This is a genomic window from Candidatus Amarolinea dominans (assembly GCA_016719785.1).
GTDB classification, from domain to species: domain Bacteria; phylum Chloroflexota; class Anaerolineae; order SSC4; family Amarolineaceae; genus Amarolinea; species Amarolinea dominans.
This window is the reverse complement of sequence record JADJYJ010000028.1, coordinates 1-19,386: the sequence shown is the minus strand read 5'-3', so window position 1 is coordinate 19,386 and position 19,386 is coordinate 1. Positions and strand designations below refer to the sequence as shown.

Sequence of the window (19,386 nt, the reverse complement as noted above, 5' to 3'; positions counted from 1 at the left end):
CCCCCGCGAATCGAGGCGCTCACTACCGATGCTGAAAAACGTGTGTGTTTCGTCCACGGTACCGGTGTACACATCATCGAAGTCGTCTGGCGTCACCGACATCACTCGATGATTGGTCGCTCCCGCTGCCATTTCCAGCTCTGTCCATGAACGAAAAGGACTGCTTTCCCGACTTACTTCGGGTGAGATTTCCGTTTGACGACACCGCGTCTGCCATTCCTTTTTCGATGGGTGACGGTTGAGCTCGGATATCAGATCGTTATAGACTCTAACCTTGCCGCTGGCGTATGTCTTCTTTACGCTGCTCATGGGCATTCTTCAACTGCATACGACGTTCTTCAGTGCCATGCAGCCGGAAATGCAGTTTCTGACTGCACGATTGACTGCAAACCGCTCGCTCGCGTTGCGAGAAACGCACCCAAAAGGATGCACCACAAATTTCGCAGGTCTTCTGCACTTCTGTATGCCCATTGACCTGGCGGAGCGGCAGATCGGTGAAACGACGCGCTTCCACTTCCCATGCTTCCATGACCGGCAAACCAAGCTCGTGAGCGAGGCGTTGCATTGTCGGCCGGATGTCGTCGCCAAAATAATCGCGGCGATAGGCTTGCCACATACGCGGCCAGTTGTTGGCCTGCGCATAAGCGGTGTACTCGCTGCGCAAGAGCGCACGGCCAACCTTGCGGGTGAGAGCGATCAATTCTGTTTGCAGTTGTTCATTGGAAATCTCTTTGGCGTTGCCATTGACCGCGCCGGCGCAGGCATCGCTTAGATTTTTACGCCAGGTATCATTCATCAAGCGTACGGCAGGGTTGTCCTGACCTAGCATCCGTGCCCGATGCTCGGCCGCATGTTCCGCTATCGTCATCAATTGCAGGTTCGAGATGTGATTGTTTCGTCCGTCGAAATCGCGGTGATGTAGCTGGTACTCGATGCCGTTCAATTCCACGCCGGTGTGATGCGCATAAATCTGGCGATGCTCTGACTTGCGATGGGTTCCGAACTGGATCATCCGATAGCTATCTGGCGCATCGTAGTCGCATTTGACCACTTTGGGGAGACCTTTTTTCTGATAGGAGAAAGCTGTCATTGCCTTCAGCGCATCATTTGGCTTCAATTCGGCCGCGGTTTTTTCGGAGCCATCCAGCATCACAAAACGGTGATTGAGCGTTACGCGCACATAGCTGCCATCGGCAAAGGTTACGCGGTAGATCGGTGTTTGGTTTCCCGTCTTGCGCGGGTTGCGCATGGTGCGAATGACCAGCTTGTCATCCTTGACGGTGTAAACGTCTACATCTTTGCCCTCGGCCGCCAGCTCGCGAATTTGAGCTCGACCACGTCCATCGGCCACAGCAACCCACGTCTCCCCGGTGACGCATGGATTGGTTCCAAAATCGCTGGCGGCGCGTCGTTCTGGGCGCAGGGTGTTGGCCGCGCGGCGGCTGAAGATGCCTGGCTCGCCGCGGCCTGACTCGATCATATCGAGCATGAAACGTGCGATTTCGAGCTGTGTCAGTTGCCGATCCGGCCACACCGCCGAGTTGTTGGCGTTCCAGCGCTGGCTGTTGGTGCGTTCGAAGTCGCCGTTCTTGCTCTGGCGCATCTCCTCGTCATCCAAATCGAAGATCGAGATCATCGCGGTGCGCCGCATGCCGCCGCTGACGGCCGCGCCGCCCACCGCGCACATGATGTCGTGCCCATCGAGCGGCCGCAGAAAGTTGCCCTGGCGTGACAGGATGCGTCCGCGTGTAAACTCCAACATGCGGCGCAGCGGTTCCGGGCCGGACGCGCGCCCGCCTTTGGTGCGCAGCGGTGCGCCGGCCGGCCGCAATTGCGACAGATCGAAGCGGAGATCGCCGCCCTCGAACCAGGTGGCCAGGCCGGTGCGCAGCGCATCCGCCCAGCCTTCGGCCGAATCTTCAACCACGTAGGGCAGGGCGGTGGCGCCTGTCTGCCTGCGGATGCGCGGGAAGTTTTCGACATAGCGATGCTCGACTGAATAGCCGACGCCGCAGCCACTCATAGAGATGATGAGCGCCTCGACGAAGGAGTCAATGCTCTCTACCGGCTGATATGAGCAGTTGTAGATGGTGATATTGTTGCGCCGTGCCGCGGGGCCGGCCATCGCCAGCAGGCGCATGGAAGGCATCGTGCTCATGCTCAACATGCTGCGGCGCAGGCGCTCATAGGTCTCGGCCGCCAGGCGCTGCTGTGACAGCTCCACAAGGTAGGCGACTGCCCGATCCACCGTCTCGATCCAGGTTTCACGCCGGCCCAGATCGTAGTTGAACCGGGAATACTTGTCGTAGAACTGGAACTTTTGCAACTGGGTCGGGAAATAGGGATCGGACTCCGCGAACGCCGCGCGCACGTCTTCGGGAATGGGGCGCGCGCCGCGCAATTTGGCATGTTCGGCGCGGTAGAGGATGTAGTGTTTGGCTGCCTCATACTCACCCGCGGCCTGTAACACCGTCTCGACGATGTCCTGCACCACCTCGACGGTCGGCGCCGGGTGCTTCGCGGCAATGATGTTGACGACCTGTTGGGCCAGTTCCTCCACCGGCACGCTGGGCAAACGGTTCAGGCTCTGAAAGCAGCGCGTGAGAGCGCTTTCGATGCGACCGATGTCAAACATCACCACACGCCCATCGCGCTTGATGATCATGTTGGGGATCACGATGCTGGGGCGGCTGCTGTTAGCCCGAATCAGCGCCGCGGCCGTCGCCACGTGCGCATGGTTACCGTTGTGGTTCTGCGAGTTGCCGTTGCCGTTATGCCCATGGGTCGCGAGCGGGCTGCTGATTGCCTCGCTCGCGGGCACAGCCTGCATCCCTGGTTCCGGACCGGTTTCAGTGAGACTCGTCATGTGAGTCGCCATCGCTTGCTCTCCTTCGACATGGGGTACTCGTTTTTTGTGAACTATGCCAAATTCGCTATAGAAAATAATAGCCAGATGACCCTTCATCTGGCCCCGCGTATCCTTAGCGTACCACTTCGTACAAGAAGCGGCGGCCACCGCCGTCTACATTTTCAATACCCACCCGGTAGACCAGGCCCTTGCTCTCCAGGTCGCGCAGCCGATTACTCTTCGTACTCGGCGACAGGTCGCCCGGCAGGTCTTGCGCGCTGATCTGCTTCAACGCCAGCGCCTGCACGAAGGTCTCCCGCAGCACCGGGCTGAGCGCGCCCAAAATCTGCAGATCACCGCGCCCGGTCACATGGACGCAGGCCAGCCCTCGGCGATTGAGCGCCACATCCACACTCTCGGCCACCGAGGGCGATGCCGTTCGCAGCACGACGAAGCGCTCGGTGATGTTGCTATCCTGCGCCGCTTCGACGATCGCGACCACCACTTCATCCGCCCACGAGAAATCCATGAACATCGTCTTGGCGCACTCCAGCACCAGCAGGCTGCGCCGCGGTAGTTTGAATATCTCGTCCAGAAGGCGCTCGGCCATGCTGCGATCACGTCCCCCAAGGACTGCGCTGTCCAGGACGATCACTTTTTCATATAGCGCCATGTTCAACCTTTATCAGCCATCTGGCTGAACGAAATGCCAACTTGGGTGCCGCCAAACAACGCCACACGCAGCGCCTGCGGCTGTCTGTCGGCGCTCAGTTGCAGCTTGGCGTCACCCGAACGCAGGGCGAGGTGGCCCTGGTAGCGCCGCACCAACTCACGTGTACTGGATAGGCCGAGACCGCCGCCGACCGATCGGCTGGAGAGTCCGGCCAGTGCTTGGGCGACGGCCTGCTCATGCGTCCACTGACCGGCTTCGGGGTGCCTCTGGCTCAGGCTCTGCCGGATGCCGATGCCCAGATCGGCCACACCGATGCTGATATAACGACTGCCGCGGCGGTCCCGGTACAAATGGGCCGCGGCCAGCCCCTGGTCCTGGCTGTGATCTCGCACGTTGCTGCTCAACTCAGACACCATCTTGGCGCTGTCCACCAGGTCACCCACACCAAAGCCCAGCTCGGCCCGCGCCAGCGCCAGAAAATGCCCGACGACGGTGGAAATATCGGTGCCGGCCAAAATGGGGGTCAGTTCCAATCCGTGCCTCCGCACCGGCGCCGCTGACCGGGTGCGGCCGGTATTACGCAGGCTGCTGTACAATGCCAACTGATCGTAGAACCCCATGCTATGACCGAACTGCAGCGCGTCGCTGTCATTAGGCAGGACGAACGCCACCTGGTGTTGGTGGCGTTGCAACGAACGGGCAAGCATGACCAGGCAGACCATGCCGTAGGGATCGAAAAAACGGGCGCTGCCCAGGTCAATGATCAGCGAGTGCTCCGGTTCTGGCGCCCGATGCACCAAGCTGCCGACCAGGCGGTCGAAGGCGACGCTGTTGAAACGGTCGCCGCTGCTCAGCGCAAATCGAATCTCGCTCATCGTCTGGATAGCTCTACTGTGCGCTGGGCGCCTACCGTGGTAGGCTACCGGACGGCAACAGCTTGTCAATCTCGTTGCGCACCGCGTACAGGTCCTGAAACTGCAGGTAAACCGTGGCAAAACGAATGTAAGCCACCAGGTCGAGCTCTTTCAACTCCTGCAGGACAGCTTCACCGATGGTGTTGCTGACCACTTCGGTGCGTCCCAGGTTGTACAACCGCTCCTCCACCCGCCCAACCAGACGCTCCATGTCAGCCATGGCAATCGGGCGTTTGGCGCAGGCGATGCGAATACCGCCCAACAGCTTCTGCCGGTCATACGGCTCGCGCCGTCCGTCGCTCTTGACCACCATCAAACTGGCTGCCACCTGCTCATAGGTGGTGAAACGCCCCCCGCACTGATGACACTCGCGCCGCCGCCGGATACCATCACCGGCGCCCCGCGTATCTACCACGCGATGATCGGCGCTCTTGCAATGCGGACAAAACATAATCACCTACGTTTCAACACCAGCCGTGACGCCACAAGTGGTTGCCGACAACCCATGCGCCTGAATCGAGGTATACCATCGAGGCCGGGGGGCAGGCACGAACGAATTGATCCATTGATCAGATCAACACTACATATAGTGTGACTACTTAACTCAACCACAATATGTAGTGGTATCCTTGCGGGCTAAATTCTACCACAGATACCTTGACAATGCAAACTGACCGCGACGAGGGCAGTCTGACAGGCGAGAAGCAACTGAACAACCTGGGGGCCTGTTTGACGGCTGACGCTGCGCCTGCTACAATCACGACTCATGACCAGCCAAGCCGCCCATCCAATCCTCGTCCTGGCCTCCTCGTCACCGCGCCGCCGTGAGCTGCTGGCGCGGCTGGGTGTGATCTTCGAGGCGTTAGCCGCGGATGTCAACGAAGAAGCCTGTGCGGGCGAAGAGCCTGAGGCGCTGGCGCGCCGCCTCAGCCGGGCCAAGGCGCGGGCGTTGGCCGGCCGCCGCCCGGGCGCCCTGATCCTGGCGTCCGATACGGTCGTGACGCGCCACGGTGAACTGCTGGGCAAGCCGCTGGATGCCGCGGACGCCACACGCATGTTGCGCAGCCTGCGCCACACCGATCACCTGGTCATCACCGCGGTGACCGGCCTGGCCCCGGCGCAGGGCCGTGAGCTGACCCTGGTCAGCACGAGCACGGTATGGATGCGCAACTACACGGATGATGAACTGGCGGCGTATATCGCCAGCGGTGATCCCCAGGATAAAGCCGGCGCCTACGCCATTCAGCACCCCACCTTTGCCCCGGTGGCGCGACTGGACGGTTGCTACAGCGGGGTGATGGGCTTTCCGTTGGGCCATGTGGTGGAGATTTTAACCGCGCTGGGCGTGGCGGTACCAGGCTCCGCAGCGACAGCCTGTCAGGGTTGGCGCGGCGTCTGCTGTCAATCCACCAACGCGGCCCCGTGAGCACCAACCACTTTCATGACTTGGACAAACGATGGATATTTTGACTGGATTGAACCCTGAGCAACGCACGGCCGTGACCGCCACCGCCGGTCCCGTGCTGGTGTTGGCTGGGCCAGGATCGGGCAAGACGCGGGTGTTGACGCACCGCATTGCGCATCTTGTGCAGGAACGCCTGGCCGCGGCCTGGCAGATCATGGCGGTGACCTTCACCAACAAGGCGGCGCGCGAGATGCGCGAGCGCACCGAGCGTCTGCTGGGCGCCGACCTGCGGGGCCTGCCCATCGGCACCTTTCACTCCCTGTGCGCATCCTTGCTGCGGCGCGAGGCGGAGCATCTCACCTACTCCTCGAATTTTGTCATCTACGACAGCGCCGATCAGTTGGCCCTGGTGCGCCAGGTGCTCAAGGAGATGAACCTGGATGAGAAGCTCTACTCACCCTGGGGCGTTCTCAACACGATCTCGCGCGCAAAAATGAACTGATCGGCCCTGATGCCTATACCCCGGCCACCTATCGCGAGGAAGTGATCAGCCGCATTTACGTGCGCTACCAGCAACTGCTGCTGATGCAGAACGCGATGGATTTCGACGATCTGCTGATGGTTCCGGTGCTTCTGCTGCGCGCCAACGACGAGGTGCGGCGCAAATACCAGGCGCGCTATCAGTATGTCCTGGTGGATGAGTTCCAGGATACCAACGGCGCGCAGTATGAGCTGACACGCCTCCTGGTGGGGCCGCGGCGCAACATTTTCGTCGTCGGCGACCCCGATCAATCCATCTATCGTTTTCGGGGCGCCGATTTCCGCAATCTCCTGCGCTTCGTGATGATTACCCTGACGCGACCGTGGTCAACCTCAACCGCAACTACCGCTCGACGCAGACCATCCTGGACACGGCCAACGCCGTCATTGCCTCCAATCCGCACCGCAAGCCGGTGGACATGGTCACCGATCAGGGCTATGGCGCCAAGGTGCAAATCTTCGAGGCCTATGACGAAAACGAAGAGGCCGCGTTCGTCGTGGATACGATTGCCAGCCTGGTGTTGCAGGGCCGGCGGCCGGGCGATGCGGCGGTCATGTATCGCACCAATGCGCAGTCGCGCGCGCTGGAAGAGGCGTTCATTCGCCGCAGCCTGCCCTATAAACTGGTGGGCGCGACGCGCTTCTACGAACGCAAAGAGGTCAAGGACGCGCTCGCTTTCCTACGCGCCATCCATAACCCGCTCGATTGGGTCAGTCTCAGCCGCATCATCAACGTGCCCCCGCGCAGCATCGGCGGCAAGACGCTGAGTACGCTCGAACAGTGGGCGCGTGAACTGGGCAAGACCCCGTTCGAAGCGCTGGCGCTGGCGCTGACCGGCGCCGGGGCCACGGCCACGCCTGCGCCCGACGCGCCGCCCACTCACCCCTTCGACCGCCGGGCGCTCGGCGCGCTGCGCGATTTCTATGAATTACACGCCGGCTGGCTGCGCTTGCGTGCCAGCGCCACTGTGGCCGAGCTGCTGGAAGCGGTTCTCAAGGACACGGGCCTGGAAAAATACATGCGCGATGGCACAGGCGAAGGGGACGATCGCTGGAATAACGTCCTCGAACTGCGCAACGTGGCCGCGCGTTACGCCAACATCGCCGCGCCCGATAACCTGACCCTGTTCCTGGAAGAGGTGGCGCTGGTGGCCGACGCTGATGACCTGCCGGAGCAGAGCAACGCGCCAACCCTGTTGACCTTGCACACGGCCAAGGGCCTGGAGTTTCCCATCGTCTTCATGGTCGGCATGGAAGATGGCTTGCTGCCGCACGCGCGCAGCCTGGAAGATCCCGAAGAAATGGAAGAGGAGCGGCGTCTGGCCTACGTCGGCATTACGCGCGCCAAAGAACGGCTCTACCTCACGCACGCCTTCCGCCGCACGCGTTGGGGCAGCGATGATGTCAGCTCCCCTTCCCGCTTCTTGCAGGACATTCCCGCCAAGTTGATGGAGGGCCGCAGCCTGCGCGCCCGCACCGACGCGCGCAGCGCCGCCCGCGCCACCACCACCTGGGGCCGCCGCGGGGACGAAGATCACGTGACCACGGAGGCGCGTGGCGATCGTGCGCGTTTGGCGCAGGACAGCGCGCGGCCGGCCAGCAGCACGGTCTGGTCGCCGTCGCGCGCCGCGCCTGCATCGCCCACCTCCGCACCGCGTGCTGCCCCGGCCGCCCGGCCCGCAGGCGCGCCCCAGTTCAAGATTGGTGATCGCGTCAGCCACGGCCTGTTCGGCGAAGGCACCGTCATCAGCAGCCAGGTGCGCGGCGACGACGAAGAAGTGACGGTGGCGTTCAAGAACAAGGGCATCAAGAAGCTGCTGACCAGCCTGGCCAATCTGCGCAAACTCACCTCGTGATTTTTCCTACGCAATCAGGCTGTAACGAATCGCAAGCCTGCGAGACCATTGAAAGATAGTTTACAGAGCAGTCGGGCCTGGTGTCGTACACTAACCCACCCCTGCCCCTGATGGCCTAATCTGGTATCTCGATCAAGGAAATCCGATGATGCACGTTGACCTGGCAACGGCCCCCACGCTGCACGCTCCCACGCATGATTTGCCTGCGCCCGTCCCCATGCCTGCCTCAGCCTGCGAGGCGCCGGCGATACAGGCGATACAGGCTATACAGTGGAAGCTGTGGATCTACACCAACTACGACTGCAATCTGCGCTGCTCCTACTGCGTGGCCAAGTCCAGCCCCAACGCGCCGCGGCGAGCGCTGGGCCTTGCCAATGTCCAGCGTCTGGTTGACGAAGCGGTGGCCCTGGGCTTCAACGAGGTTTTCTTCACCGGCGGCGAGCCTTTCATCCTCAATGACATCTATGACATGCTGGCCTACAGCACGGCCCGGGTTAAGACCACGGTGTTGACCAATGGCATGATCTTGCGCGGCCCGCGGCTGGAGCGCTTGGGCGCCATCGCCCATGACAACCTGCGCGTGCAGGTCAGCCTGGACGGCGCCACGGCCGACGATCATGACGCCTATCGCGGCAAAGGCTCCTGGGACAAGACGCTGGAGGGCATTCGCCTGCTGCAAGGCCGTGGCTTTCGGGTGCGCCTCAGCACCACGGAAACCCCGGTCAACTCCCCGCGCCTGGCCGACATCTGTGATTTGCATCGCGGCCTGGGCATCCCGGACAGCGATCATTTCGTGCGCCCGCTGGCGCGGCGCGGCTATTCCAAAGAGGGCCTGGAGTTGAGCATGACCAACCTCCTCCCCGAAGTCACAGTCAGCCTCGATGGCGTGTTCTGGCACCCCCTGTCTACCGACGCGGACATGTTGATCAGCCGTCATCTCTTCCCATTGGCCGCGTCCGTCACGCGCATCCAGGATCAGCTCGATGCCATTGCCCGCACCGGCCAGCCAGGTCTGATGACCTTCACCTGAGGGTGAGGCAGCGGCTTCCGGGTGAAGCCTTCGACCCCATGACCAATTCAGCCTTTATTCCCAAAAAATCATCGAACGGAGAACCCACATGATTCAAGCCCTTGTCCTGATCGAGGCAGAGCCAACGCGTGTACAGGAGTTGGTGCAGGAACTGCAAGACCTCAAACTGGACGATTCGATCATCAGGCATGTGTACGGCGTGACCGGTCGCTATGACCTGGTCGCCCTGATCGAAAGCCCTGATCTGCAGGCGCTCGGCAACTGAGTGACGACCGGCATTGCGAACGCCGTGGGCGTTCGTCGAACCGAAACTTGCCTGGTCGTCTGGTATGGGCAGGGACAGGCGCCAGCGCCGTCCCCTGCCGTCGCAGCCCAAGTGTTCATCCCTGCGGCGGCGCCGATCATTGCCTCCGCGCCCGCGCCCGGCGTGGTGATTGGCTCACTGCTGGGCGCCGACGCCTTCTACAATGCCGGCAGCAAGGGCTGCGCAGATGGCCCTCTGGACGACATCGCAGCGATCATGGCTGGCCTGCACGCGGGCCAAACCCTGGAAATTCACGCTACGGATGCCAGCGTCGCCGTTGACCTGGCGGCCTGGTGTCGTATGACCGGCAATGTGCTGCTCGATCAGCGCGGCAGCCGCCATCTGGTCAGGCGTCAAGAGCAACCATCGAGATAGGAGAATCAACCAATGGCAAAAATTCTAATCAACAACACGCACGGCAAGGATGATGTCGAGCGCGCGTCGTTGGCCTTTGTCGTGGCCAATGTCGGTCTTTCATCCGGTCAAGAGGTCACCGCCATGCTCACGATCGAGGGGGTGTGGGTGGCGACGCAGGGCTATTGTGACGGCCTGCAGGCCAACGGTTTTGCGCCCCTGGGCGAACTGGTGCAAAAGTTCGTGGCTGGCGGCGGCACGCTGTGGGTGTGCGGCGCCTGCGCCAAACCGCGCAACATCACCGCGGAGCAGCTCATCCCCGGCGCCCAGGTCGTCGGCGCAGCCTCCGCCATCGAAGCGCTGGCGAACGGCGCACAGTCTTTGAGTTGGTGACTCAACCGGAAAGTATCATGCGGCAACCGATTGCGCTGACGCCAACCCAGTTACCCCCAGATCCCCTGCCTGTGCTGCCGGAGCAGACCTTTCTGCCCGACGCGTACCGCCTGCCGACTGGCGCCGAGCGCGGCGCCAGCGCGGCCTGGTCGCCCGCGGTGGTCTTCATCGAGGTGACCAATCGCTGCAATCTCCTGTGCGAAACCTGCCCGCGCACCTACTTCACGCGTGAGCCGCTGAAAACGCTCAGCTTCGACGAGTTCGTGACCATCGTGGATCAGTTCCCGGCCCTGCAACGGGCTGTGCTGCACGGCATCGGCGAGCCGCTGCTCAACCGCGAGCTGCCCCAGATGATCGCCTATCTCAAGGCGCGCCAGGTGGAAGTGCTCTTCAACTCCAACGGCACCCTGCTGACGCCCGCCTGGCAGGAGGCGTTGGTAGCCAGCGGCCTCGATCAGTTTCGCTGTTCGATTGACGGCGCCGAAGCGGCCACCTACGCGGCCATTCGCGGCGCGGACCTGCTGCACAAGATCATCGAGGGGTTAGGCGGCCTGGCCGCGACCAAGCGGCGCCTGGGCGCGGATAAGCCGCAGATCTCGATCTGGTGCGTTGCCACGCGGGAAAACCTGATCGAGCTGCCCGACCTGGTGCGCCTGGCCGCGCAACTGGGCGTGCCCGAAGTCTATGTGCAGCGCCTGACCTACTTTGCCCAGGAGCCTGGCACGCAATACGGTATGGCGCGGCAGGAACTTGCCATCTTCGGCCATGACGATGACCTGCAAGGACAGATCATCGCTGAATGTGAGGCCCTGAGCGCGGCGCTGGGCGTGCAGTTCCGGGCTTCCGGCGCCCGCGATCCCCGCCACAGCCTGGATGCCGCACGCATGGCCGATGAGGCGCCCTGGCGCGCCTGCCTGCGCCCCTGGACCACCGCCTACGTCACCGCCAACGGCAACTGCCTGCCCTGCTGCATCTCGCCCTTCGCCACGCACGATTACGAAAGCCTGATCCTGGGTAACCTCTTCGAACGGCCCTTCGCCGACCTCTGGAACGATTACCTCTATCAGCAATTTCGCGTCAACCTGCTCAGCACGCACCCGCACAAAGCCTGCGCCAACTGTGGCGTCTACTGGAGTTTGTAGGAAGTGCAAAGTGCAAAGTGCATAGTGCAATAATGAGGGACAGACGCCTGCGGCAGGTCGACCCGCTCCAATGATGCTTTGTACTTTGCATTTTGCACTTTGCCCTTTTCGGAGGTTCTTATGCTCAAACCTATCGCTCTCCCTGGCTTAGCCGGACGTCTGGATCGGCTCGGCGGACTCGGGCTTTTTCTCAGCCGCGTCATCATCGGTTATCTGTGGTTCACCCAGTTGTCGTGGAAGCTGCCCCCTTCCTTCGGCTGTCCGGCCGATTTTGCCGTTTCCACCAGTTTGACAGCGCGCACCGCCGGTCTCTGTGACTGGACGGGCCTCATGGCCTTTGCCTCAAAGGTCCCGCTGCACAAGGCGTTCGTCGCCAACGTCATCATTCCCAACATCAGTGTGCTGGGGTGGGGCATCTTCCTGATGGAAGTCTTCCTGGCCGTCTCCCTCGTGTTTGGCCTCTTCTCGCGCCTGGGCGGCCTGGTCGGTTTCATCCAGGCCGTCAACCTGTACATCGGCCTGACCGCGCTGCCCTTCGAGTGGTACTGGACCTACGGCATGTTATACACCCTGCACATCGTCTTCTTCTTCCTGCCGCCGGGGCGCATCTGGGGCGTGGACAGCCTGCTCATCCCGCGCTTCCAGGCCGCGGCCGGCCGCGGCAACCGCCTGGCGCAGATCGGTCTGCTTTTCGTGTAGCGTGTGAATGGGGTAAATGAAGTAAATGAAGCCCCGTGAATGAATTCACGGTCTGATACACCGAAACCTGCTAAAGCAGGTTGGTGATGGGTGTGATGGCTGAATTCGTGTAATTCGTGGCAAGCGCAGTGGCAGGCACAGGACATCGCCGCCCCGTGAATGAATTCACGGTCTGATACCACCGAAACCTGAAGCAGGTTGGTGATGGGTGATGGCTGAATTCGTGTAATTCGTGGCAGGCACAGGATATCGCCGCCCCGTGAATGAATTCACGGTCTGATACACCGAAACCTGCTGAAGCAGGTTGGTGATGGGTGTGATGGCTGAATTCGTGTAATTCGTGGCAGGCACAGGACATCGCCGCCCCGTGAATGAATTCACGGTCTGATACACCGAAACCTGCTGAAGCAGGTTGGTGATGGGTGTGATGGCTGAATTCGTAAGACTTGCGCAGAGCGAATTCACAACCCCAACCACCACGGCCTGACAAAACGGGTTCCCACCAGCGCAACCCGCTTGAGCGGGTTTCACGTATCAGACACCGAATTCATTCGGTGGGCTTCGTGCGCGACGAGCCCGCCGCGGCGCGCATGAACGAATTCACGGGCCAACCCACTACATCGCCTCCGGCCGCAGCCTGCGCCGGCGCCTGCCGCAAAAGTAATCCCTTTGATCCGGACAACATCTGGCGCGGCCAGGCCAATCAAAACAGCTAGTGCAATGATGTCTACCTGCCCGGGCACTATCAATGGTGGCCGGGCGGGACAAGCGGCGCAAGCGGCAACGTCGGCGACCAAAACTGCGAAGAAGCCAACAACTGCAGCGGCAACAATTTCGACTGTAAAGACACTTGTTGCGGTCCCCTGTGGCCCGCGCCAACGCCGGTCACTTTATCTGCATCTCCACTTTGCACCAACACCAACAGCACCTGGAGCTGGACAGGACAAGCCGGAACCTATGATGTCTCTCGCCAGAACTCGGCCGGCGCCACGGCCTGGAACTGGACAAGCTCTATCTCCGGCAACTCGTTTACCTCGACCTTTACCTCAGGCTACGCAACCGGCAATTACGGCATCCGCGTTTCCTGGAAAATGGCCGAGCCGATCTGGTCTTCCTGGCTCAACATCGGCCGCGACGTCACCGCTCCCTCGACGCCCGGCGGGCTTAACTTAGTCTGCAACGCCAACGGCTCAGCCGGCTCGTACAACGAATCAACTCTGTACCTACATTATGGAACTGCCGGTTTTTTGCATCCGCGGCGCCTTATGGTAAGGTTCAGTCCATCGCAAATCATCGTTGCGGCTGCACAACCACGATTGGCAGGAGGCGCCACAGAACTGCATGGAGCTTTTAGCGTATCTTCTCAATTTGTAGGGGCGCACCCCGGGTGATCGAGAAGATACGAAAGAGACACCGGGCAAAAGACATAAGTTTTAACGCAAGGGCGCAAGGACGTAGAGACGCAAAGGCTTTTTCTGATCTTTCTTTGCGCCCTTCGAGTCCTTGCGACTTTGCGTTGAATAACGATCTTAGGAATGAGAATTTTTTAACTGTCCAATTCCGAGCAAATTCTGAGCATACAGACAGCACCAAAGCGGACACTTATTTAATTCTCATTCCTTAGCACCTGTGTCTGACCAGTGCAGATCATGCCCCTACCCCGGATTATTGAGAAAATACCCGAAATTCACCCCGTGCAGCAGGTTCACGGCGCCTTGTACGTAGACAACGACGTCAAGATACGCCTGAAGCTCGAACTGACCGCCCGCTGAGCAGGACTTGTGATCGTGACAACCACAACCAACTTTGGTAAATATCAGACTATCGAACACCTGGGCAGCGGCGGCCAGGCCGAAGTCTACCTGGCGCTTGAGCCACGCCTGCAGCGACGGGTCGCGATCAAGGTGCTCCTGGCGCACCTGGCCCACGATCCAGAGGCGAGTGCGCGCTTTGCCCGGGAAGCGCGCCTGGTTGCCTCCCTGCGCCACCCCGCCATCGTGCAGTTGTTCGATTTCGACACGCAGGACGATCAGTTCTACATGGTGATGGAGTATCTGGAGGGCGGCTCACTCAAAGAGCGTCTGGCCCAGCGCGGCGTGCCCTGTGCGCCAGCCGAGGCTGTGACCCTGCTGCGCCCTGTGGCCGCGGCGCTCGATTACGCCCACGCGCAGGGGGCTGTCCATCGTGACATCAAGCCCGGCAACATCCTCTTCACACGTGACGGGCAGGCCGTGATCAGCGATTTTGGTGTCGCCAAAATCTTGGGTGACAACGCCCAGTTGAGTATGGCCGGCAGCGTTGTCGGCACGCCCGCCTACATGTCGCCCGAACAGGCCGGCGGCGGCCCCGTGACCCCAGCCGCCGACCTCTACGCCCTGGGCATCGTGCTCTACCAGATGCTCACCGGCCAGGTGCCCTTCAGCGGTGATTCCTTGAGCGGGGTGCTCATGCAGCACTTGCAGACCCCGCCGCCCGCGCCGCGCACCCTCAACCCGAGTCTCAGGCCGGCTGTCGAAGCCGTTCTCCTGCAAGCCCTGGCCAAAGCGCCGGCTGCCCGCTTTGCCTCCGCCAGCGCTCTGCTCGCCGCCCTCGAAGCGGCGCAGGCTGAAGAAACAGCGCCGGCCACCGAAGCCGACTTCCAGGAAAGCGCCACCCTGGCCGAACCGCCGCCGTCCGGTCCGGAGAGCAACCGGCCTGCCGCTCAGCTACCCGGTGCAGCGCTGGCGCGGCCCGAACCTGCCGCCGTCGCTCCCGTTCAGATCGCGGCCGCGCCCCCGCCGCCCGCCAAACCAGCGGATGTGGCCGGTCGCCTGGTCAAAGCCGCGGATTGGGTGGCGCCCTTGGTGGGACGTGACATCATCTCCTACGACCCGGCGCACGACCGCCGTCAGCGCCTGGCCTCACTCCTGGTGGCGATTAGTGTGCTGTTTGCTGCGCTGCAATTTGTGGTCGAATTCTTCAACTTCTTCACCCGACCCCTGGCGCCGCTGTTAGCCGTCTGGCCTTACCTGGTGGCTCCGCTGGTCATTGCCGCCGGCCTGCTGATGTTTCTCGCGGCCCGCCGCGCGCCCACGCCGGCCCTGCGCCGCCGTGCGGCCATCGGCCTGGCCGTCATCACCACCCTGGGCCTGGCCTACGGCGCGTGGACGCTCGTGGATCGCTTGCAGCCGCCGTCCCGCTTCATCATCGCCATCGCGCCGTTCGACGGCAGCCAATCGAGCCGCCAGATTGACTTTGCCCGCCGCATCGAGCATGCGCTGGCGACCGACCTGGCCGCCGCGGCCGCCGATGTGCAGATCGTGCGCCTGCGCGAGGTTGTGCCTGATGCCGCCACCGCGTTGGCGCGTGCGCGTGACAAGAAGGCCGCCCTGCTCATTTGGGGCTGGTATGACGACGCCGGGGTCAGCCCACAGGTGGAGATCGCCGATGTGCCGCTGTTTCAGCACACGACGGTGGCACTGACGCCGCTCCTCGCTGCGGCCGCCGGCGCCAACCGTCAGGCTGTGGTCGCCGCGCCCACCGTGCGCGATGTGACACGCTTCGTGCATGCGCCGGCCACCATTCCGGCCATTGATCTGTTCGTCAAGGATGGCCCGCAGCAAATGGCCTACGTCTCCACCGCGCTGCTCGGCTATGTCTTCTACGCCCAGGGCGACCTGCCCCAGGCGCTGGTCTTTTTTGACAAAGCCCTGGCCAACGCGCAGGCCAGCGCTGACTTTCTGGTGGGCCGCGAAACGATCCATTTTCAGCGCGCGGCCATTCATTACCGCACCCGGCAGGTGGACGCCGCCGTGAGCGATCTGGAGCAGGCGCTGGCCCTGCAGCCCGACTTCTACGAGGCGCACGTCAACCTGGCCCTGGCCTACAGCGAACAATGCACACCAGCCTGGCAGATCGAGCCGGCCCTGGCGCAGGCGGCCGCGGCCGCGCGCCTGCGCCCCGCGGACGCGTCCAGCCAGCGGCTGCTGGCCGAGTTGACCTTCCAGGCCGGCGATGCCGCGGCCGCCCTGCCCATTGCCCAAAAAGCGGTGGCCTTGCAGCCCGACAGCGCGCAAGCGCAGGCGCTGCTGGCGACGATTGCCGGGAGCGCGGGCCAGCCTGATGTGGCGGCCGCCGCGCGGCGTCAGGCCTTGCAACTGCGCCAGGCAAGCGTAACCACCGCCGCCGACCCGATCGCCGCCCAGGTGGCGCTGGGTGATGCCTACCTGGCCGCGGGCGATAACGCCGCCGCGCTGGCGACCTTCCAGGCGGCTGCAAAACAGGCGCCCACGAATCCCAACGTGCTGCACGGCCTGGGCAATGCCTACTACGCCGGCGGGCAAACGGAGCAGACCCTGGCCGCGTACCAGGCCTGGGCAAAGGCCGCGCCGGACGATCCTGACCCGCGCCTGCTTGTGGGCATTCTCTACAGCCAACAGCAGAAATTCCAGGACGCGTTGACCGAGATGCAGGCAGCCAGCCGCCTGACCCCGTGCCAGGAGGCCGCGCATCTGCTGATGGGGCAGGTCTACTACCAGCAGCAGGATTTGGCGCAGGCCGCAACCGCCTATCAAGCGGCGCTGGCGATCAACCCACGGCGCGCTGACGCCTGGTATGTCCTCGGCGCGCTGCGCTGGCAACTGGGCGACCTGCCCGCGGCGCAGACCGCTTTGCAAGAGGCCACGCGTCGCGACCCAACCCTGGCCGCGGCCTTTTTCACCCTCGGCCGCGTCTACTTCGACCAGGGCGCGTTCGCCGACGCCGCGATCAGCTATCGCCAGGCGCTGACCCTGGAACCTGACGCTCTGACCAACTACCTGGCCCTGGCGCACGCGTACGAGCGCCTGCAGCAGTGGGGTGACGCGGCCGCCACCTATGCCGCGGCCCTGGCGCGGCAGGAGGACGCCAGCACGCATCTCTACCTGGGGCTGGTGCGTGTGCAGCAGGGACAGTTGGACGCGGCCGTGGCCGAAATCAAGCAGGCGCTGGCGCTCAATCCACATGATGCCCTGGCGCACGCCAGCCTGGGCGATGTCTACCTGCAGCAAGGCCAGCTCGACGCGGCCGCGGACGCCTACCGGCAGGCCATCGGCGAGGACGATCAGGCTGCGAACAATCCGTCCACGCACGCCGCGTTGGCCTTTGTCGAATATAAGCGCTGCCAGGTCACGAGCGCGGTGCAGGCGGCCGAGGACGCCGCGCGCCTGGCGCCCACGGTCAGCTTCTACCAAGGCGTGCTGGCCTCCTACTACGAAGCGCAGGGCCGGCAGCAGCCCGCGTCTGACCTCTACGCCGGTTTACAGGCCGCGCCCGCCACCGACGCCTACGCGCATCTGGTGGCCGGCGACTACGCCTGGCGCACCGGACTGACTGAGACCGCCGTCTCGGAACTGCAAGCGGTGGTCGCCATCTCGAACGCAACGCCTTTGTTTCAATCTCTGGCCCATGCCGGCCTGGCGCAGATCGCCGCGGCGAACGGCCAGCCGGCCGCGGCCATCGACGCGCTCAGCGCCAGCCTGACCGCGTGGCCGGGAAATGCCGATGCCCAGGCCCGCCGCGGCGACCTGGCCCCCTGACGGCCGGCGACGCGGCCGCAGCCGCAACTGCCTATCAACAGGCCCTGGCCCTGCTGGCCGATTACCGTCAACAACTCGGCAGCGACAGCGCCGCCCTGCTGGAAGTGACCATCCTCGCGCGCCTGGGCCTGGCGACGCGTCAACCCGATGCGGCCGCGTCCTGGTTTGCCCAGGCGCAGGCCGCGGCGCTGGCGCTGGTCGAACCAGCGCCGCAATGGCCGCGCGGCCAGTTGGTGTTGGGCTACGCAGCCCTGGCCGCCGGCGACGTCGCGCAGGCTGAACGCGCCTTCACGGCCAGCCGCGGCTGTGACGCGTCGCTGCAAGCGGCCATTGCCAGGCTGAGCACGGAACTGAACGCATGGCGCCAGTGATCGTTCAGGGCCATCTACACTGCCGCCGAATGAATTCGGGGCGCAGGGGCGTTCCGCCGCCAGGTCGGCCTGCGCCGACCGATCTCTGCCGCCGAATGAATTCGGGGCGCAGGGGCGTTCCGCCGCCAGGTCGGCCTGCGCCGACCGATCTCTGCCGCCGAATGAATTCGGGGCGAAGGGGCGTTCCGCCGCCAGGTCGGCCTGCGCCGACCGATCTCTGCCGCCGAATGAATTCGGGGCGCAGGGGCGTTCCGCCGCCAGGTCGGCCTGCGCCGACCGATCTCTGCCGCCGAATGAATTCGGGGCGCAGGGGCGTTCCGCCGCCAGGTCGGCCTGCGCCGACCGATCTCTGCCGCCTTGCCGCCGAATGAATTCGGGGCGCAGGGGCGTTCTGCCGCCAGGTCGGCCTGCGCCGACCGATCTCTGCCGCCGAATGAATTCGGGGCGCAGGGCGTTCTGCCGCCAGGTCGGCCTGCGCCGACCGATCTCTGCCGCCGAATGAATTCGGGGCGCGGCGTTCTGCCGCCAGGTCGGCCTGCGCCGACCGATCTCTGCCGCCGAATGAATTCGGGGCGCAGGGCGTTCCGCCGCCAGGTCGGCCTGCGCCGACCGATCTCTGCCGCCGAATGAATTCGGGGCGCAACCTCCCCGGGGCGTTCCGCGCCAGGTCGGCCTGCGCCGACCGATCTCTGCCGCCGAATGAATTCGGGGCGCAGGGGCGTTCTGCCGCCAGGTCGGCCTGCGCCGACCGATCTCGCCGCCGAATGAATTCCGGGCGCAGGGGCGTTCCGCCGCTAGGTGGGCCTGCGCTGACCGATCTCTGCCGCCGAATGAATTCGAGCGCAGGGGCGTTCCGCCGCCAGGTCGGCCTGCGCCGACCGATCTCTGCCGCCGAATGAATTCGGGGCGCAGGGGCGTTCTGCCGCCAGGTCGGCCTGCGCCGACCGATCTCGCCGCCGAATGAATTCGGGGCGCAGGGGCGTTCTGCCGCCAGGTCGGCCTGCGCCGACTGATCTCTGCCGCCGAATGAATTCGGGGCGCAGGGGCGTTCCGCCAGGTCGGCCTGCGCCGACCGATCTCTGCCGCCGAACGAATTCGGGGCGCAGGGGCGTTCCGCCGCCAGGTCGGCCTGCGCGACCGATCTCTGCCGCCGAATGAATTCGGAGCGCAGGGGCGTTCTGCCGCCAGGTCGGCCTGCGCCGACCGATCTCCGCCGCCGAATGAATTCGGGGCGCAGGGGGCGTTCCGCCGCCAGGTTTTTTTCGGCCTGCGCCGACTGGCATTGCGTCCACGGAGGTGGAC

The 19,386-nt window shown here is 63.5% G+C and carries 14 protein-coding genes and 1 pseudogene; 11 read left to right on the top strand and 4 right to left on the bottom strand.

Annotated elements, in window-relative coordinates; translation table 11 throughout:
• Window positions 1-268: 268 nt before the first annotated feature.
• The 4 genes from IPM84_21125 to nrdR all read right to left on the bottom strand — a co-directional run bounded on the left by IPM84_21125 (window position 269) and on the right by nrdR (window position 4,886).
• Entirely contained in the window at window positions 269-2,878 is a 2,610-nt protein-coding gene (locus tag IPM84_21125; GenBank protein ID MBK9095210.1) for an HNH endonuclease, read from the bottom strand.
• A gap of 103 nt (window positions 2,879-2,981) precedes the next feature.
• Entirely contained in the window at window positions 2,982-3,521 is a 540-nt protein-coding gene (locus IPM84_21120; GenBank protein MBK9095209.1) for a hypothetical protein, read from the bottom strand.
• A gap of 2 nt (window positions 3,522-3,523) precedes the next feature.
• Window positions 3,524-4,396, bottom strand: coding sequence for an ATP-binding protein (locus IPM84_21115; GenBank protein MBK9095208.1), 873 nt, complete (start codon window positions 4,394-4,396; stop codon window positions 3,524-3,526).
• A 31-nt stretch (window positions 4,397-4,427) separates the two neighbouring features.
• A complete protein-coding gene (gene nrdR, locus IPM84_21110; protein ID MBK9095207.1) occupies window positions 4,428-4,886 on the bottom strand; it encodes a transcriptional repressor NrdR in 459 nt (152 codons plus the stop codon).
• A 315-nt stretch (window positions 4,887-5,201) separates the two neighbouring features.
• Between nrdR and maf the strand changes: the two genes are divergently transcribed.
• From maf to IPM84_21055, 11 genes and pseudogenes are all read left to right on the top strand, one after another.
• Complete coding sequence (maf, locus tag IPM84_21105; protein ID MBK9095206.1) at window positions 5,202-5,861, top strand: septum formation protein Maf; 660 nt, start codon at window positions 5,202-5,204, stop codon at window positions 5,859-5,861.
• Window positions 5,862-5,892: 31 nt separating this feature from the next.
• Window positions 5,893-8,236: pseudogene (locus IPM84_21100) on the top strand (UvrD-helicase domain-containing protein).
• Between the two features lie 145 nt (window positions 8,237-8,381).
• Window positions 8,382-9,266 (top strand): radical SAM protein, encoded by an 885-nt coding sequence (locus tag IPM84_21095; protein MBK9095205.1) that lies wholly within the window; start codon window positions 8,382-8,384, stop codon window positions 9,264-9,266.
• 88 nt (window positions 9,267-9,354) lie between these two features.
• Window positions 9,355-9,531 (top strand): hypothetical protein, encoded by a 177-nt coding sequence (locus IPM84_21090; GenBank protein MBK9095204.1) that lies wholly within the window; start codon window positions 9,355-9,357, stop codon window positions 9,529-9,531.
• Window positions 9,532-9,945, top strand: coding sequence for a hypothetical protein (locus IPM84_21085; GenBank protein ID MBK9095203.1), 414 nt, complete (start codon window positions 9,532-9,534; stop codon window positions 9,943-9,945).
• A gap of 12 nt (window positions 9,946-9,957) precedes the next feature.
• The gene (locus tag IPM84_21080; GenBank protein MBK9095202.1) at window positions 9,958-10,317 is read left to right on the top strand and encodes a DsrE family protein; all 360 of its coding nucleotides are present in this window, start codon (window positions 9,958-9,960) and stop codon (window positions 10,315-10,317) included.
• A gap of 17 nt (window positions 10,318-10,334) precedes the next feature.
• Entirely contained in the window at window positions 10,335-11,459 is a 1,125-nt protein-coding gene (locus IPM84_21075; protein ID MBK9095201.1) for an SPASM domain-containing protein, read from the top strand.
• A 120-nt stretch (window positions 11,460-11,579) separates the two neighbouring features.
• A complete protein-coding gene (locus IPM84_21070) occupies window positions 11,580-12,158 on the top strand; it encodes a hypothetical protein (protein ID MBK9095200.1) in 579 nt (192 codons plus the stop codon).
• Window positions 12,159-12,721: 563 nt separating this feature from the next.
• Complete coding sequence (locus IPM84_21065) at window positions 12,722-12,874, top strand: hypothetical protein (GenBank protein MBK9095199.1); 153 nt, start codon at window positions 12,722-12,724, stop codon at window positions 12,872-12,874.
• Between the two features lie 1,071 nt (window positions 12,875-13,945).
• A complete protein-coding gene (locus tag IPM84_21060; protein MBK9095198.1) occupies window positions 13,946-17,713 on the top strand; it encodes a tetratricopeptide repeat protein in 3,768 nt (1,255 codons plus the stop codon).
• Window positions 17,662-18,084: a hypothetical protein gene (locus tag IPM84_21055; GenBank protein MBK9095197.1), complete on the top strand. Its 423-nt coding sequence runs from the start codon at window positions 17,662-17,664 to the stop codon at window positions 18,082-18,084. Before IPM84_21060 ends, IPM84_21055 begins: the two co-directional genes overlap by 52 nt.
• The last annotated feature ends 1,302 nt before the right edge of the window (window positions 18,085-19,386 follow it).

Excerpts from the sequence above, each read along its gene's own strand:
- IPM84_21125 (MBK9095210.1), bottom strand. The coding sequence starts at position 2,878 with ATGGCGACTCACATGACGAGTCTCACTGAAACCGGTCCGGAACCAGGG.
- IPM84_21120 (MBK9095209.1), bottom strand. The coding sequence starts at position 3,521 with ATGGCGCTATATGAAAAAGTGATCGTCCTGGACAGCGCAGTCCTTGGG.
- IPM84_21115 (MBK9095208.1), bottom strand. The coding sequence starts at position 4,396 with ATGAGCGAGATTCGATTTGCGCTGAGCAGCGGCGACCGTTTCAACAGC.
- nrdR (MBK9095207.1), bottom strand. The coding sequence starts at position 4,886 with ATGTTTTGTCCGCATTGCAAGAGCGCCGATCATCGCGTGGTAGATACG.
- maf (MBK9095206.1), top strand. The coding sequence starts at position 5,202 with ATGACCAGCCAAGCCGCCCATCCAATCCTCGTCCTGGCCTCCTCGTCA.
- IPM84_21095 (MBK9095205.1), top strand. The coding sequence starts at position 8,382 with ATGATGCACGTTGACCTGGCAACGGCCCCCACGCTGCACGCTCCCACG.
- IPM84_21090 (MBK9095204.1), top strand. The coding sequence starts at position 9,355 with ATGATTCAAGCCCTTGTCCTGATCGAGGCAGAGCCAACGCGTGTACAG.
- IPM84_21080 (MBK9095202.1), top strand. The coding sequence starts at position 9,958 with ATGGCAAAAATTCTAATCAACAACACGCACGGCAAGGATGATGTCGAG.
- IPM84_21075 (MBK9095201.1), top strand. The coding sequence starts at position 10,335 with ATGCGGCAACCGATTGCGCTGACGCCAACCCAGTTACCCCCAGATCCC.
- IPM84_21070 (MBK9095200.1), top strand. The coding sequence starts at position 11,580 with ATGCTCAAACCTATCGCTCTCCCTGGCTTAGCCGGACGTCTGGATCGG.